22 protein-coding genes and 1 pseudogene are annotated in these 25,609 nt (G+C 40.7%); 7 read left to right on the top strand and 16 right to left on the bottom strand.

Going from position 1 to position 25,609, the window contains the following annotated elements; all coding sequences use genetic code 11:
* The first annotated feature begins 17 nt into the window (after positions 1–17).
* Positions 18–1,085, top strand: a complete 1,068-nt coding sequence (gene alr, locus E0H81_RS03500; protein ID WP_131316555.1) for an alanine racemase — start codon at positions 18–20, stop codon at positions 1,083–1,085.
* A gap of 55 nt (positions 1,086–1,140) precedes the next feature.
* Here alr and E0H81_RS16380 read toward each other — a convergent pair.
* The 5 genes and pseudogenes from E0H81_RS16380 to E0H81_RS03525 form a co-directional block, all read right to left on the bottom strand.
* Positions 1,141–1,562: pseudogene (locus E0H81_RS16380) on the bottom strand (BLUF domain-containing protein).
* 128 nt (positions 1,563–1,690) lie between these two features.
* On the bottom strand, positions 1,691–2,431 hold the full coding sequence (locus tag E0H81_RS03510; protein WP_131269375.1) for a proteasome-type protease: 741 nt from the start codon (positions 2,429–2,431) through the stop codon (positions 1,691–1,693).
* Positions 2,432–2,458: 27 nt separating this feature from the next.
* The gene (locus E0H81_RS03515) at positions 2,459–3,238 is read right to left on the bottom strand and encodes a transglutaminase family protein (RefSeq protein ID WP_131316557.1); all 780 of its coding nucleotides are present in this window, start codon (positions 3,236–3,238) and stop codon (positions 2,459–2,461) included.
* Entirely contained in the window at positions 3,235–3,837 is a 603-nt protein-coding gene (locus E0H81_RS03520) for an alpha-E domain-containing protein (protein WP_131316559.1), read from the bottom strand. The genes E0H81_RS03515 and E0H81_RS03520 overlap by 4 nt, the downstream gene beginning before the upstream one ends.
* Positions 3,838–3,861: 24 nt before the next feature.
* Positions 3,862–5,415 (bottom strand): circularly permuted type 2 ATP-grasp protein, encoded by a 1,554-nt coding sequence (locus E0H81_RS03525; RefSeq protein WP_131316561.1) that lies wholly within the window; start codon positions 5,413–5,415, stop codon positions 3,862–3,864.
* Between the two features lie 244 nt (positions 5,416–5,659).
* Here E0H81_RS03525 and E0H81_RS03530 point away from each other — a divergent pair, with 244 nt between their 5' ends.
* Positions 5,660–6,667 (top strand): helix-turn-helix transcriptional regulator, encoded by a 1,008-nt coding sequence (locus tag E0H81_RS03530; RefSeq protein ID WP_131316563.1) that lies wholly within the window; start codon positions 5,660–5,662, stop codon positions 6,665–6,667.
* Between the two features lie 573 nt (positions 6,668–7,240).
* Positions 7,241–8,911 carry an FMN-binding glutamate synthase family protein gene (locus E0H81_RS03535; protein ID WP_131316565.1) on the top strand — a complete coding sequence of 557 codons (1,671 nt, stop codon included), beginning with the start codon at positions 7,241–7,243 and terminating at the stop codon, positions 8,909–8,911.
* Between the two features lie 94 nt (positions 8,912–9,005).
* On the opposite strand, the gene E0H81_RS03540 is transcribed toward E0H81_RS03535, so the two are convergent.
* Genes E0H81_RS03540 through E0H81_RS03555 form a run of 4 tightly spaced genes read right to left on the bottom strand, consistent with a single transcriptional unit; the run spans position 9,006 to position 12,754 of the window.
* Positions 9,006–10,049 (bottom strand): alpha/beta hydrolase, encoded by a 1,044-nt coding sequence (locus tag E0H81_RS03540; RefSeq protein ID WP_131316567.1) that lies wholly within the window; start codon positions 10,047–10,049, stop codon positions 9,006–9,008.
* Entirely contained in the window at positions 10,049–11,176 is a 1,128-nt protein-coding gene (locus E0H81_RS03545; RefSeq protein WP_131316569.1) for a YdcF family protein, read from the bottom strand. The genes E0H81_RS03540 and E0H81_RS03545 overlap by 1 nt, the downstream gene beginning before the upstream one ends.
* 6 nt (positions 11,177–11,182) lie before the next feature.
* A complete protein-coding gene (gene murB / locus E0H81_RS03550; protein WP_131316571.1) occupies positions 11,183–12,217 on the bottom strand; it encodes a UDP-N-acetylmuramate dehydrogenase in 1,035 nt (344 codons plus the stop codon).
* 12 nt (positions 12,218–12,229) lie between these two features.
* Positions 12,230–12,754, bottom strand: a complete 525-nt coding sequence (locus E0H81_RS03555) for a low molecular weight protein-tyrosine-phosphatase (RefSeq protein WP_131316573.1) — start codon at positions 12,752–12,754, stop codon at positions 12,230–12,232.
* A gap of 116 nt (positions 12,755–12,870) precedes the next feature.
* Between E0H81_RS03555 and E0H81_RS03560 the strand changes: the two genes are divergently transcribed.
* Together E0H81_RS03560 and E0H81_RS03565 are read left to right on the top strand one after the other, a co-directional pair.
* On the top strand, positions 12,871–14,031 hold the full coding sequence (locus E0H81_RS03560) for an iron-containing alcohol dehydrogenase (protein ID WP_131316575.1): 1,161 nt from the start codon (positions 12,871–12,873) through the stop codon (positions 14,029–14,031).
* Between the two features lie 466 nt (positions 14,032–14,497).
* Complete coding sequence (locus E0H81_RS03565; RefSeq protein ID WP_131316578.1) at positions 14,498–14,935, top strand: acyl-CoA thioesterase; 438 nt, start codon at positions 14,498–14,500, stop codon at positions 14,933–14,935.
* Positions 14,936–14,937: 2 nt separating this feature from the next.
* On the opposite strand, the gene dnaX is transcribed toward E0H81_RS03565, so the two are convergent.
* The 5 genes from dnaX to E0H81_RS03590 form a co-directional block, all read right to left on the bottom strand.
* A complete protein-coding gene (gene dnaX, locus E0H81_RS03570; RefSeq protein ID WP_131316580.1) occupies positions 14,938–17,052 on the bottom strand; it encodes a DNA polymerase III subunit gamma/tau in 2,115 nt (704 codons plus the stop codon).
* Between the two features lie 134 nt (positions 17,053–17,186).
* Positions 17,187–17,648 carry a copper resistance protein NlpE N-terminal domain-containing protein gene (locus E0H81_RS03575; RefSeq protein WP_131316581.1) on the bottom strand — a complete coding sequence of 154 codons (462 nt, stop codon included), beginning with the start codon at positions 17,646–17,648 and terminating at the stop codon, positions 17,187–17,189.
* A 103-nt stretch (positions 17,649–17,751) separates the two neighbouring features.
* Complete coding sequence (locus tag E0H81_RS03580; protein WP_131316583.1) at positions 17,752–19,002, bottom strand: serine hydrolase domain-containing protein; 1,251 nt, start codon at positions 19,000–19,002, stop codon at positions 17,752–17,754.
* A gap of 86 nt (positions 19,003–19,088) precedes the next feature.
* Positions 19,089–19,943, bottom strand: a complete 855-nt coding sequence (locus E0H81_RS03585; RefSeq protein WP_131316585.1) for a MaoC family dehydratase — start codon at positions 19,941–19,943, stop codon at positions 19,089–19,091.
* Between the two features lie 158 nt (positions 19,944–20,101).
* Positions 20,102–21,493, bottom strand: a complete 1,392-nt coding sequence (locus tag E0H81_RS03590; RefSeq protein WP_131316587.1) for a 3-oxoacyl-ACP reductase — start codon at positions 21,491–21,493, stop codon at positions 20,102–20,104.
* A 241-nt stretch (positions 21,494–21,734) separates the two neighbouring features.
* Between E0H81_RS03590 and E0H81_RS03595 the strand changes: the two genes are divergently transcribed.
* The gene (locus tag E0H81_RS03595; RefSeq protein WP_131267256.1) at positions 21,735–23,252 is read left to right on the top strand and encodes an acetyl-CoA C-acetyltransferase; all 1,518 of its coding nucleotides are present in this window, start codon (positions 21,735–21,737) and stop codon (positions 23,250–23,252) included.
* A 91-nt stretch (positions 23,253–23,343) separates the two neighbouring features.
* Here E0H81_RS03595 and E0H81_RS03600 read toward each other — a convergent pair whose 3' ends face one another.
* Positions 23,344–23,871: a hypothetical protein gene (locus tag E0H81_RS03600; protein WP_131267257.1), complete on the bottom strand. Its 528-nt coding sequence runs from the start codon at positions 23,869–23,871 to the stop codon at positions 23,344–23,346.
* A 257-nt stretch (positions 23,872–24,128) separates the two neighbouring features.
* The gene (gene aceI / locus E0H81_RS03605; protein ID WP_131316589.1) at positions 24,129–24,569 is read right to left on the bottom strand and encodes a chlorhexidine efflux PACE transporter AceI; all 441 of its coding nucleotides are present in this window, start codon (positions 24,567–24,569) and stop codon (positions 24,129–24,131) included.
* A gap of 84 nt (positions 24,570–24,653) precedes the next feature.
* Between aceI and aceR the strand changes: the two genes are divergently transcribed.
* A complete protein-coding gene (gene aceR / locus E0H81_RS03610; RefSeq protein ID WP_131316591.1) occupies positions 24,654–25,544 on the top strand; it encodes an HTH-type transcriptional regulator AceR in 891 nt (296 codons plus the stop codon).
* The last annotated feature ends 65 nt before the right edge of the window (positions 25,545–25,609 follow it).

Below are 25,609 nucleotides of genomic sequence, written 5' to 3' on the forward strand. Positions count from 1 at the left end.
CCCAAGGAGTAACTAGGGTGCGCCAAGCAACAGTTTATATTGACAGAGAAGCGCTGCAATATAATTTAAACCGTGTTAAACAACTTGCACCAACTGCTCAAATTGTAAGTATGGTTAAAGCCAATGCTTACGGACATGGAGTCAAAGACTGTTTAGCAGCCTTAAGTGGAACGGATGCCTTTGGTGTCGCCTGCCTTGAAGAAGCACTTGAAATTCGTGAGCTCGGCTATCAACAACCGATTACCCTCATCGAAGGTATTTTCTCTGAAGATGAAATGCGGATTGTGGTTGAAAATAACATTGAATGTGTCGTACATCACCAGCAACAACTCGACTGGTTACGAACCTATAAAAATGCCTATATTGGCAAAAACTTAAAAGTTTGGGTCAAACTCAATAGCGGTATGAACCGTTTGGGTTTTAAAGTTCCAGAAATTATTGAGGTAATTAATTCACTTAAAGCTGAAGGCTTTACTTGTGTTTTAGCGATGCACTTTGCCAATGCGGATGCAGAAAACCACCCGTTAAATGAACAGCAAAAAAATCAATTCCTTCATGTCAAAGAAGCTTGTGCACCGATCATGGGTTCTTGCTGTAATTCAGCAGCCATTTATAAATGGCCTGAGTTGAATTTTGATTTTGTTCGCCCCGGAATCATGCTGTATGGTGCATCACCGTTTGCAGATAAATCGGCACATGATTTAGACCTTAAACCGGTTATGACTTTTACTGCTGAAATCATTGCTTTAAACAATATTCAGACTGGTGAATCTGTGGGTTATGGCTCAACTTTTACTGCAGAAAAAGAAATGGATTTAGCCATTGTTTCGATTGGTTATGGAGATGGCTACCCACGTGCTTTTCCTAAACAAAACTATGTGGCCATTAATGGTCAGGCAACTCGTGTGATTGGCCGTGTTGCCATGGATATGATTGCCATTGATGTCACAGACTTAGATGCAAAAATTGGTACAGAAGTTGAGCTTTGGGGTAAAAACCGCTTAGTCGATGATGTTGCAGAAGCCAATGGTACCATTGGGTATGAACTGTTGTGCCGCTTAAGCGCTCGCCCAATCAGAAAATAGATCTTTAAATTGCTAAAAAACCCAAGTTTTTACTTGGGTTTTTTTAATTCAATCGTTAAGCCATACTCGGCTGCACATCATATAAAAAACTCAAAAAAGCATCTAGGCTTTGTTCATTCAACTGATTTGGGGCAAAACGATAATGGCCCAAAGATTTAAAATAGTTTTGTATCTTACTATTTCGTCCCACATATTTCATCGACCAATCACTAAAATTGGTTTCATTCAATGCACCGGTTTTAAGCAAAACAATTTCATTATGTCTCGGATCCTTTTTCAGTTTTTCTAAAAGCATCAAAATATGTTTTTCCTCACCTTCCAGGCATTGAAAAAATAATCATCGGCATAATACAAAACCCCATGAATTTCATGTCTGGTATTAAAATCTCTAGCCTCAGTTAAAATATCCCGAAGATCTTTTAAAATGCTTTCATCATTTGAGGTTTTTTTACTGGTATAACACAGCTGAATGATCATGACCCCTGCCTTATTATTGTTTTTAAATAAGAAATATTATTTACAAAAAGAAAAAAATTCAATGGAAATGATTAATTTTCCCATTGAATGAAATATAGCGAATGTTTTTAGCTGTGAATAGCAAGCGTCTAATCTAGATAATCATCTGTTGGAATAGGTAATTTCAGTAAACCACAGCGTAAAGTGTCCGACCATTGTCTGCTCAATTGCCTAAAATAAGGATCTTCTTCATAGATTCTTTTGCCATTCGGAATATGCAATGAATCTTTTTTATAGACAATGGTATCTAATGGCATTCCTACTGAAACATTGGAACGTAAAGTAGAATCAAAAGAGATCAAACTACAGCGTACCGCCTCATCTAAGGGCATTTCATAAATTAATGCCCGATCTAGTATCGGTTTGCCGTATTTACTTTCCCCAATTTGAAAATAAGGCGTATCTTCGGTTGCGCAAATAAAATTACCTTGCGGATAAATATTATAAAGTTCCATTTCTGAACCTTTAATTTGTCCACCCAGCAGAAGACTACAATAATAATTGCTCTGTTCGTGAACATGCGTCTCTTGGGTAACATCTGCAATGACTTTTCTTAATGTCTGCCCCACCAACTCTGCCATTTCGAACATGGTATTGACACTATACAAGTTGGGTTCTTGGCCGAGTTCCAGATGATTGTTCAAATGACCAATAACCGCTTGGGTTGTCGCTAAATTTCCAGAGGTTTGTATTGTGGCGAATCGTTCACCCTCTACACCAAAGGTATAAAGTTTACGAAACACCGAAATATGGTCTACACCCGCATTAGTGCGCGTATCACTAACAAAGACCAAGCCATCTTTTAAACGTAGCGCGCAACAATAAGTCATGAGAACTCCTTATGACCTTTAAATTTTTCAGCAAGCGAGTACTTGAACAATAGAATTCATAGACTCAATACCACCGCGCTCTCTTATGCCTCTTACTGGTGCAACATCCCAATAATCTCGACCGATTGCCACATAGATATGTGAATTAGGCACAAACAACTGATTGCTGGTATCAAAACAATACCACGAATTTTCAAAAAATACTTCTGCCCAAGCATGACTTGCAAGGTGAGATGTATTCGGTACAAATAAATAACCAGATACATAGCGCGCAGGTAAGCCTAAATGCTTACACATCGCAATAAACACATGGCTATGATCTTGACACACACCCTGTCGACATTGGAAGGCATCAATAGCAGAGGTTTGTACAGATGTCCGGTCAGGCACATAAGGAATATAATTGAGTATTGCCTCCGACAAAACCATTAAGTTGGCCCGATTCAGCTGAGGAACATAACATTCTGCAAAACTTTTCATTTCTGCATTACATATTGTGCTTGGCGTAGGCTGCAGAAACAATTTGGGATTGACGGCAATATCAATTCCAAATTGGCTATTCGGATTCATTTCCACAATGCCTTGCGCCATAATGGTCATCTGTTGATAAGGCTGGCGCTGCGAACTGGTGATCCAGATATTATTAAAAGCATCAGATTTGATTTGTTTCTCACCCGGCACACTCACATTCCAAGAATGCACTTGCTGATGCACATTCGAGGTTGGCGTCATCTTAATATATTGAATGCTGTTACGCGCTTGATCAGTATATCGGTAATGAGTTTGGTGATTAATCATCAGCTTCATACATCCACCTCAAATAGGTTTTGAATATGGTCACTGAACTGATAAAAATTCATACTGTCTGGTTTTAACTTAAGTTGCTGCCATGCACTATCCAGTCGGTCCCAACCCATCTGGTTCAATAAATCTACTGTTTTATCAATATTTTCCAGAGTCATGGTTCGATCTTGTTTTAGACGAAGCTGTCGATCTAGCTGTTCTATATTTTGTCCCAAAGTAAAAAATAGAAAGATAAATTCAGATTCGGCTTCCAATATCTCCTGACATTCTCCCGCAACATCACAAATATAGGCTGTATTTTCAGTGGCATTTTTAATCAGCTGATTGAGTTCCGCATAAGCTTTTGCGGAAAATACCCCACGTAAATCCTGTACATTATCTTTGGCGTGTTGAAATTGCTGGCCAAAAGATGAAGGTTGTTCTGCATCAAGCAATAATGTGTTTAACGAGCTTGCATCAAAAGCGGGTAAGCAAAATGCATGCGCATATTCCAATGCGTCCTGGTTATTATGAAATGGAAATTGGCTACACAAATATTGAATACGCGTTAAGTAGCGACCTAACCAAAAAATATGTTGAGCATTACTATTTAATAAAATCATGATTTCTTTCCCATGGTTAGATGTTTAAGAATGAAGATTATCGACAACCCATGTGTCTTTAACTCCACCACCTTGTGAAGAATTCACTACTAAAGATCCTGCCTGCATTGCTACACGTGTTAAACCACCAGGAACGATTTCCGTCCGATAGGGTGAACTGAGTACAAAGGGACGTAAATCGATATGACGCTCTGCAACTCCAAAATCGGTCAGGGTTGGACAAACCGACAAATCCAAAGTCGGCTGCGCAATATACAGATTCGGTGTAGCAATAATTTTGTCTCTAAATGATTCAATTTGACTTTTAGAGGCTTGTGGACCAATCAACATGCCATAACCACCCGAACCTTGGGCTTCTTTCACCACCAATTGCTCTAAGTTGGATAGGACATAATCCAGGTCTTGAGCTTCGCGGCATTGGTAAGTCGGCACATTTTTTAAGATTGCTTGCTCACCCAAGTAAAAATGAATCATTTTATCGACATATGGATAGATCGATTTATCATCCGCCACACCAGTACCGGGTGCATTTGCAATCACAACATTGTGACGTAGATAGGCTGACATTAAGCCAGCCACCCCTAAAGTACTGTCCGGCATAAAACATAATGGATCGAGATATGCATCGTCCACTCGACGATAAATTACATCAACCTGCTGTCTTCCACAGATAGTTTTGACATAAACCTTATCGTTCTCTACAAAAAGATCACGTGATGTCACTAAAGGCACATCCATTTCCCTTGCCAGGAAAGAATGCTCATAATAGGCGCTGTTATAACGTCCAGGCGTTAACACAACAATAAAAGGCTTATCGACATAGGCATTTTCAGCCAAAACTTCTTTAAGTAATTGCGGATATTGTTCAATGCCCAGAATATTGTTTTGCTGACATAAATCCAGCATTAATTTTTGACTGATTTTGCGGCTTTCCAGCATATAAGACACACCAGATGGCGTTCTTAAATTATCTTCCAGTACATAAAATTCACCATGACGGTCACGAATAATATCAATCCCGCTAATCTGACTGTAAATTTTACCTTTTAGGTCGTGTGCATACATATGCGGTTGATAAGCTTCATGCGTCAGCACTTGCAGTTCAGGCACAATATTGGCTTTTAAAATATCTTGTTGATGGTAAATGTCGTGTAAAAACAAATTCAGCGCACGTACCCGTTGCGAACAACCGAGTGCGACTTTATTCCATTGCTTTTTCTCAATCACCCGCGGAATTAAATCATAAGGAATGGTTCGTTCAATCCCTTCCGATTCCCCGTAGACAGTAAAAGTAATGCCCTCATACAAAAAGTGATCTTTCGCTGCCTGGTTTAACAACTTTAATTCATCAATAGTGTGCTGTGATAACCAATGTTCTATTTTGCTACAGGTCTCCCCTGACATGGTTTGATCATCCACCATTTCATTAAAAAAATGTGATTTGAACTGCTGAAATAAACCGCTTATTTTCGAATGATTCTTATATCCTCCTGTTGATAGATTAACATTAGTTCCCACCGGATGAGAAAACCCTTCAGCCGTAGACGTTAAATCTGTTCGATCCTTTTCTTTAAGCATACAACCCTCTTAATTGTTATTTATTTTGAATGCAATCAAGCAACAAATATGCCAATAAAAATCCTTTTATCGCTTTTATCTATTTATTCATCAAGATATGTGTTATTCAATGGCCGTTTCGATCAAACATGTTTCTAAATATAGATGAGCTCAATGGGAAGACTGGCGAAAAATATTCAGGTTTTTTATTGTGTTCAGCATTCAATGGAGATATAAACAAGCTACTCGTTTTTTAATTTAAGTTATGTCCTCACAAGAAAAAGAAACCTCGAACAGCCTGTACCGACAATGGCAAATTTTATCTCGTCTTTCTACTGGGAAGTGGATGGGTACCCGAGAGTTACAAGAAATTTTGCAACGTGAAGGTATTGATATCAGCTTACGCACCATTCAACGTGACTTAAATCAGATCTCGCTACGCTTTCCCATAGAAAGCAGTAAAACTGTGCCTCAAGGCTGGCGTTGGCGCTCGGATGCACCTATTCAAAGCCTGCCGCATATGACCAGTTCTCAAGCGGTCACGTTTATGATGGTCGAAGAACATTTGAAACATTTGCTGCCGCCTAGCCTGATTGAGGAAATGAACCCTTGGTTTGATCTGGCTCGTCGCAGCCTATCCACCCAAAACAATGTACGGCAATGGATTAACCGGGTTCGCATTGTTCCAGCGACTCAACCGCTCATTCCCCCTGTAGTCGATAAACTGGCGCAGCAAGCCATTTACGAAGGATTACTGCAAGACAAGCAACTGGAATGTGTTTATCAGGGACGTAGTCATTTAAGCGAAGAAAAAACCTATATTTTAAATCCTTTGGCCTTGGTACAAAAAGGTGCAATTATTTATTTAATCTGTACCCGTCATGATAAAACCGATATTCAGACCTTTGCCTTGCACCGTTTTAAATCAGCCATTGTTTTAAACTCACGTGCAATGCATCCGGTCAACTTTGATATTGATGCTTATATCGATTCTGGCGCCCTAGGTTTTAGAGTCGACTATAACCAGCCGACCGAAAATATCGCTTTGAAACTGATCATGACTGAAGAAGATGCTCACTATTTTGATGAAAGTCAGCTGAGCAAAGACCAGACCATCCAAAAACTGGACCATGGTTTAGCCCAAATTACTGCAAGCGTACCTTTTACCTCACAACTGGTCTGGTGGTTAAGAGGCTTTGGCAACAAAATTCAGCGTATTGAGCCCATTGAAGTTTCAAATGCGGTACATCAAATTGCTGATGAAACAAAATAACTGAAATAAAATAACTGAAATAAAAAAAGTCCCAACAATTGGGACTGGAGAATATTTCTATTTGGCTCTATTTTTATTGTCATACTGTGGGCTTAAAGAGCATCAGGCTTTATTTTTTCACCCCGATACAAAGCTTGATGGCGGCTGTTTTTGTCAATGCAGAAGAAAACATTGCGCTTTAACACGCCAGATATCCACTGTTATATCGAATTGATTTCATCGTCATATAATATTGCCTCTATTGATTAGGTAAAACCAATATAGTGCCCAATCAAACGCTTGAGAAATCATAAGATCAGAAGTTTTAAGCTGATTTTTGATTAAGCATTTGTTCTGGATTTCTATTCCATTCGGTTCATATCCAACAAGGTCAGATTTTTCTTTACTCAATTTTCATTGAGCTAGAAATAAGGCCTCATTCCAACCATTCTTCAATAAAAGAATTAATAATAATCCTGCTGACATACTGCTTGTTTTCTTAAGCAATAGCTTGGGTTTTACAAATCAGAACTTGTGAATTGGATATAAACTGGGCAGATTCAGGTTATGTATCATTCGATGGAAAACTTGAGAATGCCAGTTCCAGCTCAAATCGTCAGACATAGACTTTTAAATACTTTTTTCTCCCGCTACTCAGTCTGGTTCACTTTTATTTTCATTGCCTTAACCATTAGCTGGTTCCGGATTATTTATGCTCCGCATTATATTTATTATTTTTTTTCCGACACCTTGCTGAATACTTTATGGTTAATTTCCGGAGTCCTTACCCTGGTTGGCTTATATGACATCTTACAGAACAAACATTCCATTCTAAAAAACTATCCGATCATGGGACATTTCCGCTTTATCTTTGAAGATTTTCGTCCTGAAATTCGTCAATATTTTATTGAAGCCGATCAGGATGCCCTGCCATTTTCACGTATGCAACGCAATCTGGTTTACCAGCGGGCAAAGAATCAAAATGCCGATAAACCCTTTGGTTCCATTATTAACGTCTATCAACAAGATTACCGCTTTATTACCCATTCAATTACGCCGTGCAAAGCTGCCGAAATTGAAAGTTTTCGTATTCAAATTGGTAACCATCAATGTCAGCAGCCCTATAGCGCTTCCATTATGAATATCTCTGCCATGAGTTTTGGCAGTTTAAGTGCCAATGCGATACGCGCTTTAAATTTAGGGGCGAAAATGGGCAATTTTTACCATGACACCGGTGAAGGCAGTATTAGTCCTTATCATCTGGAAAATGGGGGTGATATTGTCTGGGAACTGGGCAGTGCCTACTTTGGCTGTCGCACGCTGGATGGCCAGTTTGATCCGGAAAAATTTACCCGGCAAGCCCTGTTACCGCAAGTCAAAATGATTGAAATCAAGTTATCGCAAGGGGCAAAACCCGGACACGGCGGTATCTTACCTAAAAGCAAGATTTCAGAAGAAATTGCAGAAATTCGGGGGGTCAGTCGTGAATATGATTGTGTATCTCCCTCAAAACATACAGCCTTTAATACGCCTATTGAAATGATGCATTTCATTCAGCGATTGCGTGAATTATCGGGCGGAAAACCGGTGGGCTTCAAGTTGTGTATTGGTCAGCCGTGGCAATTTATGAGTATTGTTAAGGCCATATTGGAAACTAAAATCGTGCCAGACTTTATTGTGGTCGATGGTTCTGAAGGTGGCACAGGTGCAGCCCCGATTGAACTGATTGATCATGTAGGTACGCCTTTACGCGAAGGCTTGCTGTTTGTGCATAACACGCTAGTTGGCGCAGGCTTGCGCAAGCAAATTAAAGTGGGTGCAAGCGGCAAGATTATCAGTGCTTTTGATATTTCCAGCAGCATGGCGATTGGAGCCGACTGGGTGAATTCAGCACGTGGATTTATGTTCGCTGTCGGTTGTATTCAGGCACAGAGCTGTCATACCAACCAGTGTCCTGTCGGGGTTGCAACACAGGATAAAGAACGCCAAACCGCCTTGCATATTCCAACCAAAGCTGTGCGGGTATTCAATTTCCATAAAAATACCATGCTGGCCTTGTCCGAAATGATTGCAGCGGCAGGATTGAAACATCCTGCAGATATTAAGGCACATCATTTAGCGCAGCGCATTAATGACCGGGAAATCAAAAATTATGCGCAATTACACTTTTGGCTAAAAGAAGGTGAATTGCTCAGCTGTGAAGATAAAGACGATGAAAATTTTTACTTCCGGATGTGGAACTTGGCCCATGCCGAGAAATTTTAGACTTTGCATAATCTAAAAATATACTTTTTTTCAATAAAAAAGAGGTCATATTGGCCTCTTTTTCGGGTACTGATTTATACAAAATTGCTAATAGCTAATAATAGCCATCTGAACTTTGGGCATGTAAAAATGCCGGAATCAGTCCGGTCAATGCCGCACGAATATCCGCACGTTCATTAATTAACTGATGCGACCCTTCTTCCAGCATCAACAAGGTCTGAAGCCGAAACTTGCGACGAATAAACTCAATGTTATAACGCCAGTCCACCGTCTGATCTTGCGCACCTTGCGCCAGCCACACCGGAATACGACATGCCGGACGTGCTTCCATCTCCTGCATCCATTTGGACATGGCCAAAATCCAGTCCATGCCCATCATACGGGGTTGCAGAGGATCTTTTAAACGCACAAAGCGTAGAAACTCTGGATTGTGGTTATTGCGTCTAAAATGACGCGGCACTTGACGCTTGATCCGTCGAATAATGCCCAATCCTACAGAATTATGCCACCATGCCGATTTTGCAGGTCGAATCAGTGGAGAAAGCAATAAAACACGCTCTACGTATGGATTTTCACGGCGCTCTGCAAACTCTAGCAAATGATGCAGCAAAATGGCCCCACCGGTACTCTGTCCAATCCCTACCCAGGGTTTAGGCAGTTGACTGGCACTTTTAACGTAGTGATAAACGGCGTGCAAGACCTGCTGATAATGATCAAAGTTCTTAATGTTTGCAGGTGAGCCATCACTTAAACCATGACCGGGCAAATCATAGGTGATAACACTAAAACCCTGTTCCAGTAATTCACGAATAATCGGCTGATAGATACCGCTATGTTCCAAATAGCCATGCAATAAAAATACTGTTCCGCGTATTTTATTAAAAGCAATATTGGCTAAATTCGGCTGGAATACCTGTACATGCAATTTAAACAAAGGCATTTGCACATAGCCTTGCCAATGCTCACAATCCAGTAAATGCATACCGTATAACTTACGATAAGCCTGAATCTCCACTGAAGGTTGATAAGGCTTATTCAGATTTAAGGCTTCAAGCAGTTGCGGTGTGGTTTCCCGACTTGGAACGGGCAAATCCAGTTGTTTTAAAATGCTTGGATTTAAAAATGGGATATCTGGCATTAAGGCACCTCCCGACAATCACTGGAACCAAACCAGACATCACGAATCGTGGCTAACATTTCATAATTGGCACGGCGGCTATGATCATAATTTCGTTCACTTGGACGCCAGCGTGTCAGATGTGTTGGTATGGGCGCTTCAACAGGCACCGTTTCAATACCATTTAATGCAAATAAACGGCGCGTACGTGGCATATGATAACGATCGGTAATTAAAATTACCCGCGGCGCTCCACCTTTTTTTTGCAACAATAACGAGCTAAAACGCGAGTTTTCGCAGGTATTCATGCTTCGGTCTTCCAGTAATTTCGCATCGACTTCATGTTCTTTTAACCAGCGCTGCATATACGGTGCTTCTACGCCACTCAGTACAATCGGCAGTTTATATTCTTTTTCAATGGCTAAAGTCTTCTCTAAACGCAAGCGTGTGTATTCATTAACCACAATATCTTTGCCGTTTTTATCTAAAGTCAGTCCACCACCCAATACCACAATGGCATAAGGTTTTGAACTTTGCTGGGCTGGCTGTTCATTCTGTTCGTGAATTAATGCAATATCTTGATAAATGGTTTCATCAACAGGTTCTTCAGCGACTTGTTCCTGTTCAATTTTATGGGTACGGAGAAATTCTACGTATTTTTCCATCAACGCCTTATTTTCAGTGCTGTTCAAGTCCAATAAATCTTTGACCGCTTGAGTCGGGTCTTCTTGTTCTATCTCGTCATCTACGCGTTTTGCAAGCAAGGGAATACGCGGTTTTTCTTCTTGTTCACTTTCCTGCTGTTGCGCGTCCTCAATCATATTTTGCAAGGCTTTATATCGCGCCTGAATCACAGTCAAATTCTCTGAATTATGGTTTTGGATTGCTTCTTCCATCAACTTTAAATAGGCTTGGCGAGCAATCCATAATCTGGAGCCTGGCTCTAAACTTTCATGCTCGCTCAATGCAGCCATTTGTTGACTTTTCGCAGCCACTTGATTGACTTCAACAGGAACTAAACTATTCAGGGCCTTTACCACCCAGCCTGAATAAAATGGCGAATAAATCAAAACCATGAAACAGCCGAACAGAACAAATAACACGGATGCTACTTGTACCAGTCGAACCATCCAATGCGATTTCGCCATAAATTTTTATTCCAAATGTGAACGAATTAAACCGGCTTCATCAAACAGTACCGGTTCAGGTTCTAATAAAATATTAAATTTTTGCTGAACTTCATGTTGCACAGCATGATAAGTGGCTTTCACATCGGCCAAAGTTGCCTGGTCATAATTCACCAAAACCAAAGCTTGCTTATGAAACATACCCACCATACCCAACTGCTTGCCTTTCCAACCCGACTGATCAATCAACCAGCCTGCTGCAATTTTAACGCCACCTTTCGCTTGAGGGTAATGGGGCAAATTCGGAAATGCTAGTGCTAAATGGTCATAAAGCTGTTCTGAAATAATCGGATTTTTAAAGAAACTTCCCACATTGGGATATTCTTTTGGATCTGGCAACTTGCTTTGACGGATTTGAATCACTTGTTTTTGCAGGTTTTCAGCAGTTTTCTCATCACCCACCGCTTGCTTGAGATCACCATAATTCAGCATTAAATTCGCATGCTTAAGCAACTTAAAAGTTACATGAGTAATCACAAAACGATTCGGATCATCTTTAAAAATACTATGCCGATATGAAAAATCACAGTCTGCAGCAACAATAATGCTAAATTTTTCTAATTCACGGTCATAAACCTGAACTGATTCAATAAATTCACCTGCTTCAACGCCATATGCACCGATATTCTGTACTGGTGACGCACCGACTAAACCTGGAATGAAGGCCAGATTTTGTAAGCCATACAGATGTTGTTCTGTGGTCCACAAAACGAAGTCATGCCAGACTTGTCCTGCACCCACACGAATGGTCTTGCTGTGTTCATCTTCAGCAAGATCTTCAATCCCCTGAATATCCATATGCAGCACAAGTGCATGAAGATGTTCAGGCAATAACATATTACTGCCACCCGACAGAATCAGAACATTTAACTGCTCTTGCTTGGCATAATTTAGTGCATCGACCAATTCTTGCTGGGACTGGACTTTAATGTAATGCGATGCAGTCGCATCCAGACTTAAGGTATTAAAAGGCTTAAGTTGAATTTGAGTTTGAATATTCATGTGCTTAAACCTTTATTTCACATCGATCTGTTGTTTGAACTGTTGCTTAAAAATAGTGACCCACGCCAAACTACTCGATTCACACTGATCGAGTACACGCTCAAAACCCTCTACCCCGCCATAATATGGGTCTGGTAAAGCCTGTTTGAGATAAGTTTGATCGTATTCACTCATCAATGCAATTTTTGCCCGAATTTGACTTGTACCATACTCAGCATGTGCTTTCTGTGAAAGAGCTTGAATATTAAATAAATTTTCATGATCCATCGCCAGAATAAGATCAAATTCAATAAAGTCTTGAGGCTTTAACTGGCGCGCACGCAAGGCTGACAAATCATAGCCACGCTTTAAAGCATGTTTCTGGCTACGCTCATCAGGCGCTTTTCCGGGATGGTAATTACTGGTTCCCGCTGAATCAATCATCATATTGAGCTGATGTTCATCACAAAAATGTCTAAGCACAACTTCTGCCGTGGGAGAGCGACAAATATTTCCTAAACACACACATAACACCTTATATGGCATTTTGGATGACATAACAACCTCGATAACTGCTTTATTTTCAGGTGTCTTATGTTAAGTTATTTATGGGATGAATCCTATAGAACGCTAAAACAATAATCTTGAATTTGATATCAAAAAGGATGCAATAGATGAGCCATTTTCAATTCCAGACCGTCTCGAATATTATTTCAGGGCTTGGCTCAATCTATGAGTTAAAGCAATTATTGCAACAGCAATCCTTTAAAAAACTGTTACTCGTCACCGATGCAGGAATGATCAAGCAACAATTACACTTAACGATTATTGAAATTTTAGAAACCATTCAACTGGATTATGTCATTTATTCTAGCGTTCAGGCAGACCCACCGGAACATATTGTGCTAGATGCTGTTCAATTCGCAAAGAATGAAAAAGTCGATATCATCTTGGGTTTTGGCGGCGGAAGTTCTTTGGATGTCGCCAAAATCATCGCTATTTTGGCACATCCGCAGCAACAACAAACCTTGCAAGATTTATATGGCATCAATAATGCTAAAAACCCACGACTGCCGTTATTTTTAGTTCCTACTACAGCAGGTACCGGCTCTGAAGTCACCCCTATTTCGATTGTCACCACGGGTGAAACCACAAAAACCGGGATTGTCTCTCCGGTTTTATTTGCTGATGTCGCCATTTTAGATGCCACATTTACCCAAAACCTGCCTGCTCATATTACTGCTGCAACAGGGATCGATGCGATGGTGCATGCCATTGAAGCCTACACATCAAAAATAAAAAAGAATCCTTATGCAGACATGTTGGCCAAGCAGGCACTACGGTTGTTGAATCACAACTTAAGCCTGGTCTTGGCAGATGGACAAAATTTAGCAGCACGTCAGAATATGCTGGTCGGTTCGATGCTTGCTGGCCAAGCCTTTGCCAATGCGCCTGTCGCTGCAGTACATGCACTGGCTTATCCCCTAGGTGGACATTTCCATATTTCACATGGTCATAGTAATGCCTTGGTCTTGACCGAAGTTTTAAAGTTTAACGCACCCAATACAAAGCAACTTTATGCTGAATTGATGTGTTGGCTAGATCCAAAAAGTACCGGCAGTACCGATGGTTTATGCGATTTATTTATTGATCATATGCAAAATCATTTAGATAAAAGTGGCTTGATTTTAAAACTGAAAGATTTAAATGTTCCAGAAAACAAGCTTGAGCAATTGGCCAATGATGCCATGTTGCAAACCCGACTTTTACAAAATAATCCGCGTGAACTCCAGTTGCAGGATGCCCGACAAATTTATGAAGCTGTTTATGCATAATTTTATTGATCTTGATATTATTTTTAACCATTTTTTTATGGGCATCAAAAATTCGTATCAATAAACCTTTTTCATCAGTCATTTTTTCAATTACGATAAATCGTTCGTAAAGCCAAAATTAAAAATAAATTTTAGCAGGTATTGGATTCATAAGTGTGGCATGGATGCCACACGTTTCCCATCACGACAAGGAGGTCGTGTATGGGAAACAAAGGCTTTTGTCTACTTTTGACCTTTCAAAAGTAGAGGTAAGGCCTATGCGAAAGCATAAAAATTGAATCAATAAATTGAGGCAGTGCTGGTTTTAAAGAATTGAACATTGTTTGATTTATGCAAGTTATCTAATATAAAACAGTATCGTAAGGTGAATCACTTTGCTGTAAATAACCTTGCTTTTACCCGCTTGCATTCATTTATTTTTAACAGTACAACTGAATATAAATGACCTGTAGAACATAAAATCACAATGAAGCAAATACCAAAACAACGCGCTGATTTCTCATACTTCTTACCTATTCAAACGCGCTGGTCAGATAACGATATCTATGGTCACGTCAATAATGTCACCTATTACAGTTATTTTGATACTGCAGCCAATGCTTTATTGATTGAAAAAGCAGGCTTTGATATTCGATCTTCCCCAGTGATTGGACTGGTTGTCGATTCAGCCTGCAGTTTTTTTCAAGAACTTTCATATCCTGAAATTATTGAAGTCGGCGTAGTCATTTCCAAACTTGGCAATTCATCCATGCAATATGATTTGGCAATTTTTAAGCCGCTGCATGATGTCGCCTCTGCACAAGGTCATTTCGTACATGTCTTTGTTGATCGCCAGACACGAAAAAGCACCCCGATTCCAGTTGAAATGCGGGATGCTTTATCTCAATACTGTGTGAATAAATAAACTTATTTAAGCTGGATATTCTGTATTTCACCATCAAAGTTTTGCAGAATATCCTTCACCGCAACTTCTGCATGAAGCAGCTCTGAAGCACGGGCATAGGCCTTTTCTTTACGTTGGTTTTGCATGCTATACGGCGTGGTTGCCTCAACTTCAGCATATTTAACCTGAAAATGCGTATTCGGCCACTCATTTTTTAATGCTTGCTCTAAAGTGTGCTGTAACTGATTTAACAACTGTTCATATTGCGGTGGAATATGGAATAATGATTCCCCATCAATCTGACCGGTCATCACGCCTTGTTGCGCCAGTTCCTGCACAGCAGGCGTTAATGTGCTATTTCTAAACCAGTATTCCCACTTGTCTACAGTCCATTCACCTTCAAGCTGTTGAGGAGTGAGTCTTAAAATATCTTGTGGCATTAAGCCTGAATTTTGAGCCGATGCACTTTCAACTGCAACCTGCTTTTTTTCAAGACTCGGTTGTTCTAATGCAACAACAGGCTCATCGATCACCTTGACTGCCGCAACTTCAGCTTGTACAGGTTCTATTGGCATCTGTTCTTGGCTTAAGAACAAATCTTCTTCTTGAGCCGCTACAGCAATGTTGTCTTGAGAACCATCTTGAGACTTTGCAATTTCAGCATTGAAATCATTTAAAGGGGCGATTTCATCAAATAAGAAATCATCACTGCTTGCCTCTTCTTGCTTAACGTTATCAGATACAGTCTGAAAATCGTCATTCGATTCATCTAAATCAAACAGGGCATCTTCTGAAGCCGGATCAAATACAATCTGATCTGAGCTTGCTGTTGAATTTGGCGCTGTAACATCAAGCATCGGTTCATCCAGGAAATCATCCGAAGATGGTTCTGGATTCTGTGAACTTAACTGTGATTGAATTTCTGCAACTGATGCTGCTGGTTCTTGATATTCATCAATTTGTTGTTGTTCATTTTGTACAGGTGCTTGAACGGCGATTTGGGGCGCTTGTTGCTGAACCTGCTGGGGTGCTGATACCAAAACTTCATTCGGTTGCAATGGGCGGAACGCGAGCAAGCGTAACACGCACATTTCAAAACCTTGCTCTTGTGTCACCGCAAGTTGCAAATCTGAACGGCCTTTACACGCCACCTGATAATACAACTGTAAGTCTTGAGCTGAAATTAGCTGCGATAATTGCATGATTTTTTTATTAATTTCAGCACTATATTTCAGGCTTAAATCTGGTAAATATTGTAATAAAGCCAGTTCATGCAGCGTTGAAATCAACTGGTCTAAAACCAGTGAAACATCTAAAGCCTGTTGTCTAAATTGCATCAACAATTCACTGACACGTTGCTTTTGATTTTGATGAATGGCTGAAACCAGATCATAAATAATGGTTCGGTCAATCAAGCCCAACATCTCTTTAACATCTTGATGCTGAATTGCACCCTGACCATAGGCAATCGCCTGGTCAGTTAAAGACAGTGCATCACGGAGTGAACCTTGTGCAGATTCAGCAATTTGCCAGATTGCGTCCTGTTCTGCCTGAATCTCTTCTTTGTGTAAAATATGCGTGAGATGTTCAGTAATTTCATCCACGGCCAGCGGACGCAAAGTAAATTGCAAACAGCGAGAAATAACGGTAATCGGAAGCTTTTGTGGATCGGTGGTCGCAAAAAGGAATTTGACGTGTTCAGGCGGTTCTTCTAATGTTTTCAGTAAGGCATTGAATGAATGCGTAGAAAGCATATGCACTTCATCAATTAAGTAAACCTTAAAGCGACCTTGTGTTGGCGCATACGGAACGTTATCGAGCAGTTCACGTGTATCTTCAACTTTAGTCCGTGACGCAGCATCAATTTCAATTAGATCGATAAAACGACCTTCATTGACTGCTTTACAGGTTGCGCATACTTCACATGGTGTAGAGGTTACACCCGTTTCACAGTTCAAGCACTTTGCCAAAATACGCGCAATCGTCGTTTTACCGACCCCGCGTGTGCCAGTAAATAAATACGCATGGTGTAAACGACCACGTTCTAAGGCACTGGTGAGTGCTCGTGACACATGGTTTTGTCCAACCAGTTCAATAAAATTACGTGGACGATATTTACGCGCAAGTACTTGATACATGTATGCTCCTTTTTACAGGTCTAAGCATACTGTTTTTTTGAGTAAGAGTGAATGAACAATCTGCAAAAGCTTTCAATCAAATGCGAGATAAGTGGAACTATTTTTTCGATTTTGCAATAACTTAAACAAACGGACTAGATATTCTTTTCTAAAATAAAATCATCTTCGGAATTATAGATATGACCGGTCTGATCTTCCAGAATTTCAAGCAGTTGCTGATCTAGATCCACATAAATTAAATTGCGAGTCTTGACCTGCATCAATTCAATTTTGCTCTGATCAGGATTACTAAACCGAAAATGGCCTTGAATGGTCTCAATCTCGTTATGCCCACTTAAACTTTCACGTTTTAAAGTATAAGTCTTGTCCTGATCGAGCACTAAATCTACAGCCATGCCCGGACATTCCTCACAACGTGAAATACAGCCCATGCATGATGTCGTTCCTTGATATTTACCCACCCATTTTGCAACCGTCACTTTCTGCTCGGAAACCTGATCGACTTGCTGGTTACTTTCACTACTCGTTTGCTTAGAATCCTGACAACCCAGCAAAACAGAAGAAGCAATGAGGGGAATAAGGAGCGGCTTTTTCATCAGGACAACCCAATGTAGAGATTTTGGTGTGAGAAAAATATCACACTTTTACCCAATTTACGCCTTCAGAATATGCGCTTACATTTCTAAAATAATATATGGTTTAAAACCAGCCCTTCCACCCTTGTAATGCTGCATCTGCACATCGTAAGGTTTCCTGGGTTAAACCCCATAGACGATAATCACCCGTAATCGAAGCGGTAGCAAAATTATGGGTATAGGCGAAACTTAAATGACGCTCAGGGTCACACCATGCGCCAGAGCCATTAAAACCCATATGTCCAAACCCTTTTGATTTTTTCCCTAAAGTTAAGACCCGGTGATAACCCAAACGCCAATGCATCGGTAAGGGCATAATACGGTCACGCCTGGTATATTGAACTGCACTCAAATTTTTAAAAATATCCGGGCGAATCAATTGCTGACCATTCCATTCTCCTGCATTGGCAAGCATGGCATAAATTTTCGCCAGACTATGTGCTGTGAAAACGCCATTTGCAGCAGGAATAACTGCTTTTAAACCTTCGTCACTAAAGAAACTAAATTTTTTCATTCCTTTGGGAATCATGGCATCTTGGAAATCTTGAGGGTTTTGTCCTGACCATGCAACGGCCTTATCGAAGACTGAAGCTTTCTTTGGTTTCGGTTTTGTGTGTAATGAAGGCTTTGAATCTATTTTTGATTTTGCCAATGGTATTGCAACCCGAGCTAACTCAAATTCAGCAATGCCAAAGTACGCACCATCTAAGGCTAAAGGTTCAACTAAATACTGTTGCATTAAAGCGGACAAAGATTTTCCGGTTGCCTTTTCAAGCACACCACCTACTTGCCAGCCAAAAGTTAAGGGCTGATAAGCTGCATCTAAGCCCAGTTCAAAACGTGGTTTGGCATTGGCAATGACATCGAGCATATGATTCCAGTCAGCCATCTCCGATGCATCAGCAATATGATTACGAATGTCATATAAGCCACTTTGATGGCTGAGTATATGCCTTAAAGTGATTTGCGCTTTACCCTGCTGTGCAAATTCAGGCCAATACTGTGCAACTGGCGTGTCGTAATCCAAAAAACCTTCACTCACTAAAATATGAGCCAGGGTCGAAAGTACACCTTTACCGGTGGAATAGCACATGGACAGAGTATCGGATTGCCAGTTTTCAGTTTCTGATTTTTTACCTGTGTAAATATCAACGACTTTTTGTCCTTGGAAATAAACAACTAGGGCAGCCCCACCTTGTTCAGCACGTGCATCCTGCATACGGCTAAATTGTGTGGCGAGGTCTTTAAAACGCTTATCGACATGTCCCTGATAATTATCGCGATTGGCGAAGATATATTCTTTTATTTTGTTCATCAAACTGTGCTTTCCCTAAACCAGTCGTTATTTACCACAAGCTTAAAACAAAAAAGCCTAAATCAGAAGTGACTTAGGCTTTGCTCTTATAGCGCTTTAATACTACCCGACACATGCGGTTTTTGATTCTTGCTATTTCGAATCAGGAATTCGATATCCTTCGCTTCATTTGCGGTTAAAAACTCCACTTTAGATGGCAAGTACATCGGCAACTTAAACCATACATCCGCTTCATAGCTGTCTGGAAGCGTTAAGCTTGCCAATGCTTTGGCTTTGCTCCACATGCCATGGGCAATGGCTTGCTTAAATCCAAAGGCTTTTGCAGTAATGGCATGAATGTGAATCAGGTTAAAGTCCCCTGAAGTTAAAGCATAACGGCGACCGGTATTTTCCGATACATTCCACTCTGCTTGCAGGACATAGGCAGGTGCTTTTGATTCCACCACTTTAGCTGCAACTTTGCCATTGGTTTTCTGGCGCGCCAGATAAGTTGTTGTCCCTTCCATCACCACGTCATTACCCACTTTTGCAGTGGTAACAAAGTCAAACTGAACACCTTTGTCATGTGGCTGTAATTCGCCAAACTTGCACGACAACGTCAGCTGTTCATTTACCCCAACTTTACGGGTTTGCTTAATCTGGTTACGGATATGCACCAAACCTAAAATCGCAAATGGAAACGCTTCTTGTGTCATCATGTGCATTTGCAGGCTTTGAGACAATACCGCCAAATAAATAGCTGGAATATAACCGTTATTTTTAAAGCCGCAGATTTCGTTATAAGCTTTCAAATGTTTTTGATCGACCTTGAATGAATCCACCACATATTCAACTTGCGGTAGCACTTTTTCACTCTTCGGCTTTTTAAAAATCAAGCCTTGAATCACTTTTGGATAGGCTAAATAAGGTTTTGGAAGTTGACTAAAATGGCGAGTATTCATTCTGGACCTTTGGAAGTTTTATCTTTATGAAGTTCCCTCTCTTCTTAGGAGATGAGAAGCACTGCTTCGCAAGGGAGAGGTTTTAATTAAATAAAAAAACTTTTTTAAGCCCTCATCCCAACCTTCTCCCAAAGGGAGAAGGAGTATTATTTTGAGGATTAAGCACCCAACAAGCTTTGACCACACACACGAACCACGTTGCCATTTAAACCTGTAGACGCAGAAGATGCAAATAATGCAATGGTTTCAGCAACATCGACAGGTAAACCACCTTGGCTCATCGAGTTCATACGGCGACCTGCTTCACGAATCGCGAATGGAATTGCAGCAGTCATTTGCGTTTCGATAAAACCAGGTGCAACGGCGTTAATGGTTACGCCGTTTTTCAATATTGGCGCAGTGAATTTAACCACCCCAATGACACCCGCTTTAGATGCTGCATAGTTGGTTTGACCTAAATTACCTGCGATACCTGAGATAGAAGATACACACACAATACGACCATTTGTATTGAAGCCATCATTTTCAAGAAGGTAATCATTGACACGCTCAATTGCAGATAAGTTAATGTTAATTACCAGATCCCAAAGCTCAGGCTTCATGTTTGCCAAAGTTTTGTCACGGGTAATCCCGGCATTATGGACGATAATATCCAGACCGCCTTGAGCTGCTGCTGCAGCTTGGATTTTTTCACCCGCGTCGCTTGCGGTAATGTCAATCGCTAAGGTCGAACCACCAATTTCACCAGCAACACGGTCAAGGTCAGCCTGTTGTTGCGGAACGTCCAAGCAAATCACATGCGCGCCATCACGTGACAATACATGTGCAATTGCTTCACCGATCCCACGGCTCGCACCTGTAACAACAGCTGTTTTCCCTGCCAGTGGTCTTGCCCAGTCGACATCTACCGTTTCAGCTTTAGAAACACGAATCACCTGACCTGACACATAAGCAGAACGTGGAGACAATACAAAACGCACTGTAGATTCCAGGTTTGCTTCAGCACCTTCATCAACATAGACAAGTTGAGCAGCAATACCTTTCTTGAATTCTTTAGCAACAGATTTCACAAAACCTTCAAGTGCACGTTGTGCAATAGCTTGTTTTACTGTTTTCGCAGTTTCAGGTGTAATACCGACCACCACAACACGACCAGAAGTCTGGATTTGACGGGCAATCGGATTAAAGAAGTTATATAGCTCTTTGAGTTGTTCAGAATTTTGAATACCCGATGCATCAAAAATCACGGCTTTAAACTTAGATTCCTTGTCGCCTTCATTGAATGCGCTCAGGTTTAAACCTGTTTTAGCAGCGGCCTGTTGTAATTCAGTATTGTTACCTGCATAGCTGTTGGCATGAATGTTTGCAAGAACTTGCGCAATAGAACCCGATAAAGTTGAAGATGCTGCAGCACCAAATAAAACTGCCCCCTTCACCACCGGAGTTGCCGACTCAAAACGATCTAAAGAAATCGGTGATGGCAAACCTAAATTTTTGATGACAAATTTACCAATAGGAGATTTTGCGAATGTTTGGTATTGGTCAGTCATGTTTATTATCTCTCATACAAATTAATTTTTGATGGATTTAAAGATATCCTTTTAACTTCAATATGATGTCTAGAGTCTTATATTTCAATACATCCATCAGTTTCCATAGAATCATACTTGAGTTAAACAATGGATGTCTTGACCTGAATGCTTTGTCTAATGTCATTGTAGTCAATTCAGCTGTTTTTAGATTGTGTTAATGTACACGCCAAGAATACTGTAAAATGCTTGGAAAAGCCTTATGAGCAACACAACTCAAGAAAATCCAACAGTTGAAAATTCTGCTACGGAAACTGTGTCAAATACATCAAAAAGTACCGCGCGTACAACTAAAAGTTCTGGCACTGCCACAAAGTCAGCAAGCAATATGACTAAAACGACTCGCACTCGTTCAACGTCACCACGTAGTAAAAGTGCTGCTTCCACTACAGAAAAATCTGAATCTACCACTCAAACCGCTGTTCCACAGGATAAATCCATGAGTCAAAACACTGTTCGCCGCGTTGCTATTATCGGTGGTAACCGTATTCCGTTCGCTCGTTCAAACGGCGCATATTTCACAGCTTCCAACTCAGACATGTTTACCGCAGTATTGAATGGTCTGGTTGAGCGTTTTAACCTGCAAGGTCAACGCTTAGGCGAAGTAGTTGCAGGCGCAGTTTTAAAACACAGCCGTGACTTTAACATGACACGTGAATGTGTGTTAAACACCGAACTTGCTCCAGAAACACCTGCTTACGATATTCAGCAAGCATGTGGAACAGGCCTGCAAGCAGCTTTCCTGGTTGCCAACAAAATTGCATTGGGTCAAATTGAAGTCGGTGTTGCTGGTGGTGTAGATACAACTTCTGATGCGCCGATCGCATTCGGTGACGGTTTACGTAAAGCGTTACTTGAACTGAACATTGCGAAAACAGCTAAAGACCGTTTAAAAGCTTTAACTAAAATCAACCTAAAAGATTTAATGGATGCACCTAAAAACGGCGAACCACGTACAGGTCTTTCTATGGGTGACCATCAAGCGATTACCGCACTTGAATGGGGTATTTCTCGTGAAGCGCAAGATGAACTTGCTGCATCTTCACACCAAAAAATGGCAGCAGCCTACGAAGAAGGTTTCTTTGATGACCTGATGACCCCATTCCTGGGTTTAGAGCGCGATAATAACTTGCGTCCTGATTCAACTGCAGAAAAATTAGCAAAATTAAAGCCTGCATTTGGTAAAGGCGATGCGCGTACCATGACCGCAGGTAACTCAACACCGCTTACTGACGGTGCATCATGTGTACTTTTAGCTTCTGAAGAATGGGCGAAAGCCAATGGTCATGAAGTTCTGGCTTACTTAACCTTCCAGGAAACTGCTGCAGTAGACTTTGTCGAGAAAAAAGAAGGCCTATTGATGGCACCTGCTTATGCCGTTCCACGTATGCTTGAACGTGCCGGTATCACTTTACAAGACTTTGACTACTATGAAATTCATGAAGCTTTTGCATCACAAGTCCTTTCTACCTTGAAGGCTTGGGAAGATCCAAAATTCTGTAAAGAACGTTTAGGCCTAGATGCCCCACTGGGTTCGATTGACCGCTCTAAACTGAATGTTAAAGGTTCATCTTTAGCAGCAGGTCATCCATTTGCAGCAACAGGTGGCCGTATTATTGCCACTGCAGCAAAACTGCTCAATCAGAAAGGTTCAGGTCGAGTGCTTGTCTCAATCTGTGCTGCTGGCGGTCAAGGTGTAACAGCAATTATTGAAAAATAATCCAGCTGCTTTGCCTTGCTAAACAAAAAGCCCTCAAGAGTTTAACTTTCGAGGGCTTTTGAATTTTAAAGATTACTAGACTTCGGAAGTCTTATCGTGTCGCACGATCCCAAGCTTCCTTAACTGCAATTCTTGCTTCATTCCAGGTTAGACGAGACAACCCTTTAGCATGATCCCATTTAAGTTTCAAATCACTTTCCACATCTTCAAAACGCGTACTTGAGTCATATTGAGGACGGGCTTCATAACCAATGCGATAAGCATTTTCATAATCTCGCTCATAATCTAAGTCCGAATAGGTGGTAAGCGTTTCTGTATAGTATGGGGTGGTATGCGCCGTCTCTCTCCAATAGGCTTCTTCTTCAGTAGGATTGACTGCTTCAGCGGCGCCTTTACCTGCCAAACCACCCACGACTGCTCCTACAGCGCCACCGACTATTGCGCCAACTGGACCACCTATCGCTCCCACTGCTGCTCCAGCTACTGCACCTCCGGCTGCACCCACGCCAGTTCCAACTGGATGTGCGCCTGGCTCACCTGTAATAGGATCTGCATTCAAATCATCTCGAGCATCTTTAGGAAGGCCTTTTACAACGTCACGATCAAAATTATCATTCATTTTCGTATTATCCTTTTATCATGCTTTTTAAAATTAGATTTAAAATAACTTTTAAGAAAAATTATGCACTTTTCTCATATTCAAGCAGTGCAAGATTTAATATAGAGGAGATGAGATCGCTTAAATGCTTCAAACTGTCAGTTTTAAGTTAAGGTATGTACATGTATATAAAAGATTTCACCATACACACCCAGACTGACAACAATTATTTTTTGAATGTATGTTAATAACAAAATTATTTACTTATATAGCAATAATTAATTTTCCTTTAATTGCTGATGAGCCGGACTGATGCTTAAATGATCTTCAATAGCGTCATAACACCATTGAAAAATAAAGGTATATACCAAAATGCACAGGGTCATACTCAAATCGAGCAGAATGGCTTGCCCAATGCTCATATCCATCGCATAAGCCACCATTGGAATTGTGGCTAACATCAGGCCACCTTCAAAACCGATCGCATGCAGAATACGCACACCCACCGTTCTTTTTAAATGACGTTTGGCTTCAAACTTTTCAAAGAAATGGTTAAAGGTCATATTCCAGAATACTGAAGTTACCGCCATCACAATACCGAGTGTTCCAGTGACTTCCATCGGCAGATCAAAAATAAAGCTCAAAGCAATCGCAATGATGACCAACAGGATGATCTCATAGCTCAGCGCATGGACAATCCTTCTTTTGGAAATCAACATTTTAATTCTCATTCATTTGGGTGGATGCATTTTATTTTGATATTCTTGATGAATCGAATTAGATTCTTTCAAAAGTTTTGATAGATGAATATTAACCAAGAACAACTGATTATTTTTAAGACTGTGATTGAAAGCGGTTCATTTTCTGCTGCCGCAAGAAAGTTGGGAAAAGTCCCTTCCGCAGTCAGCATGTCGATTGCCAATCTAGAAATAGATCTGAATTTATCACTATTCCAGCGTGTTGGACGTGAGCCTGTTCCTACACCACAGGCGCTGACCTTATATGAAAAAACCGAACAACTGTTAATTGAAATCAATCAGTGGAAACAACATGCTTTTGCTTTAAGTGAAGGCTTGGAATCTGCTCTCAATATTGTGGTGGTCTCCGAACTGTTACACACACATTGGACGGACTATATTTCACTGATCGAAAAGCAATTTCCGGAACTACAAATCAATATTTTTTCAGCACCGCAAGAAGATGCTTTAAAAATGCTGCTCAATCAGACGGCTCAACTGGCACTGATGTTTGAGCGTGAACAGTTGGAAAGTCGTGAGCAGTTTGTCGAACTTAAACGTGAAGCGTTGGTGCCAGTAGCCGCAATTGGTTCCCCTATCGCTGCATTTGAACAGGTCAGCTATGAGCAAATTTTGCAAAGCCGACAAATCGTAGTGGCCAGTCGTGACCGGACCATTAAGCCTGAATTGTTATTTTCTAAAAAATATTGGCGCACGGACAACCATCATTCCGCCTGTTCCATGATTATGCAGGGTTTGGGCTGGGGCGTATTACCTTTGGAAATGCTCAATCAAAATCCACACATCAAGCAGCAGCTTAAAATTCTTAACTTTTTAGATTTCAGTCCCAAGTTTGAATATTTTGTCGATTTGGTCTGGAGCCGGGAAAGCCAACTCGGCGCAGCTGCTCATTTTTTGATTAATCACATCCGAAATTCGCGCAAAAACATAAAATAGACAGGGCTTATACATGCTTTTTACTTGGGTTAAAAGCAGATTGTGATATAACAAATATACGGGAA

Origin of the sequence: Acinetobacter terrestris (genome assembly GCF_004331155.1) — a bacterium.
Taxonomy (GTDB): domain Bacteria; phylum Pseudomonadota; class Gammaproteobacteria; order Pseudomonadales; family Moraxellaceae; genus Acinetobacter; species Acinetobacter terrestris.

What these genes read in the sequence shown, in the direction of transcription:
- E0H81_RS03515 (WP_131316557.1), bottom strand. Translation starts at nt 3,238, where the DNA reads ATGAAGCTGATGATTAATCACCAAACTCATTACCGATATACTGATCAA.
- E0H81_RS03530 (WP_131316563.1), top strand. Translation starts at nt 5,660, where the DNA reads ATGTCCTCACAAGAAAAAGAAACCTCGAACAGCCTGTACCGACAATGG.
- E0H81_RS03525 (WP_131316561.1), bottom strand. Translation starts at nt 5,415, where the DNA reads ATGCTTAAAGAAAAGGATCGAACAGATTTAACGTCTACGGCTGAAGGG.
- aceR (WP_131316591.1), top strand. Translation starts at nt 24,654, where the DNA reads ATGAATATTAACCAAGAACAACTGATTATTTTTAAGACTGTGATTGAA.
- E0H81_RS03555 (WP_131316573.1), bottom strand. Translation starts at nt 12,754, where the DNA reads ATGTCATCCAAAATGCCATATAAGGTGTTATGTGTGTGTTTAGGAAAT.
- E0H81_RS03580 (WP_131316583.1), bottom strand. Translation starts at nt 19,002, where the DNA reads ATGAACAAAATAAAAGAATATATCTTCGCCAATCGCGATAATTATCAG.
- E0H81_RS03540 (WP_131316567.1), bottom strand. Translation starts at nt 10,049, where the DNA reads ATGCCAGATATCCCATTTTTAAATCCAAGCATTTTAAAACAACTGGAT.
- E0H81_RS03575 (WP_131316581.1), bottom strand. Translation starts at nt 17,648, where the DNA reads ATGAAAAAGCCGCTCCTTATTCCCCTCATTGCTTCTTCTGTTTTGCTG.
- E0H81_RS03585 (WP_131316585.1), bottom strand. Translation starts at nt 19,943, where the DNA reads ATGAATACTCGCCATTTTAGTCAACTTCCAAAACCTTATTTAGCCTAT.
- aceI (WP_131316589.1), bottom strand. Translation starts at nt 24,569, where the DNA reads ATGTTGATTTCCAAAAGAAGGATTGTCCATGCGCTGAGCTATGAGATC.
- E0H81_RS03565 (WP_131316578.1), top strand. Translation starts at nt 14,498, where the DNA reads ATGAAGCAAATACCAAAACAACGCGCTGATTTCTCATACTTCTTACCT.
- E0H81_RS03510 (WP_131269375.1), bottom strand. Translation starts at nt 2,431, where the DNA reads ATGACTTATTGTTGCGCGCTACGTTTAAAAGATGGCTTGGTCTTTGTT.
- E0H81_RS03560 (WP_131316575.1), top strand. Translation starts at nt 12,871, where the DNA reads ATGAGCCATTTTCAATTCCAGACCGTCTCGAATATTATTTCAGGGCTT.
- E0H81_RS03535 (WP_131316565.1), top strand. Translation starts at nt 7,241, where the DNA reads ATGCCAGTTCCAGCTCAAATCGTCAGACATAGACTTTTAAATACTTTT.
- E0H81_RS03600 (WP_131267257.1), bottom strand. Translation starts at nt 23,871, where the DNA reads ATGAATGATAATTTTGATCGTGACGTTGTAAAAGGCCTTCCTAAAGAT.
- E0H81_RS03520 (WP_131316559.1), bottom strand. Translation starts at nt 3,837, where the DNA reads ATGATTTTATTAAATAGTAATGCTCAACATATTTTTTGGTTAGGTCGC.
- E0H81_RS03545 (WP_131316569.1), bottom strand. Translation starts at nt 11,176, where the DNA reads ATGGCGAAATCGCATTGGATGGTTCGACTGGTACAAGTAGCATCCGTG.
- E0H81_RS03590 (WP_131316587.1), bottom strand. Translation starts at nt 21,493, where the DNA reads ATGACTGACCAATACCAAACATTCGCAAAATCTCCTATTGGTAAATTT.
- murB (WP_131316571.1), bottom strand. Translation starts at nt 12,217, where the DNA reads ATGAATATTCAAACTCAAATTCAACTTAAGCCTTTTAATACCTTAAGT.
- E0H81_RS03595 (WP_131267256.1), top strand. Translation starts at nt 21,735, where the DNA reads ATGAGCAACACAACTCAAGAAAATCCAACAGTTGAAAATTCTGCTACG.
- dnaX (WP_131316580.1), bottom strand. Translation starts at nt 17,052, where the DNA reads ATGTATCAAGTACTTGCGCGTAAATATCGTCCACGTAATTTTATTGAA.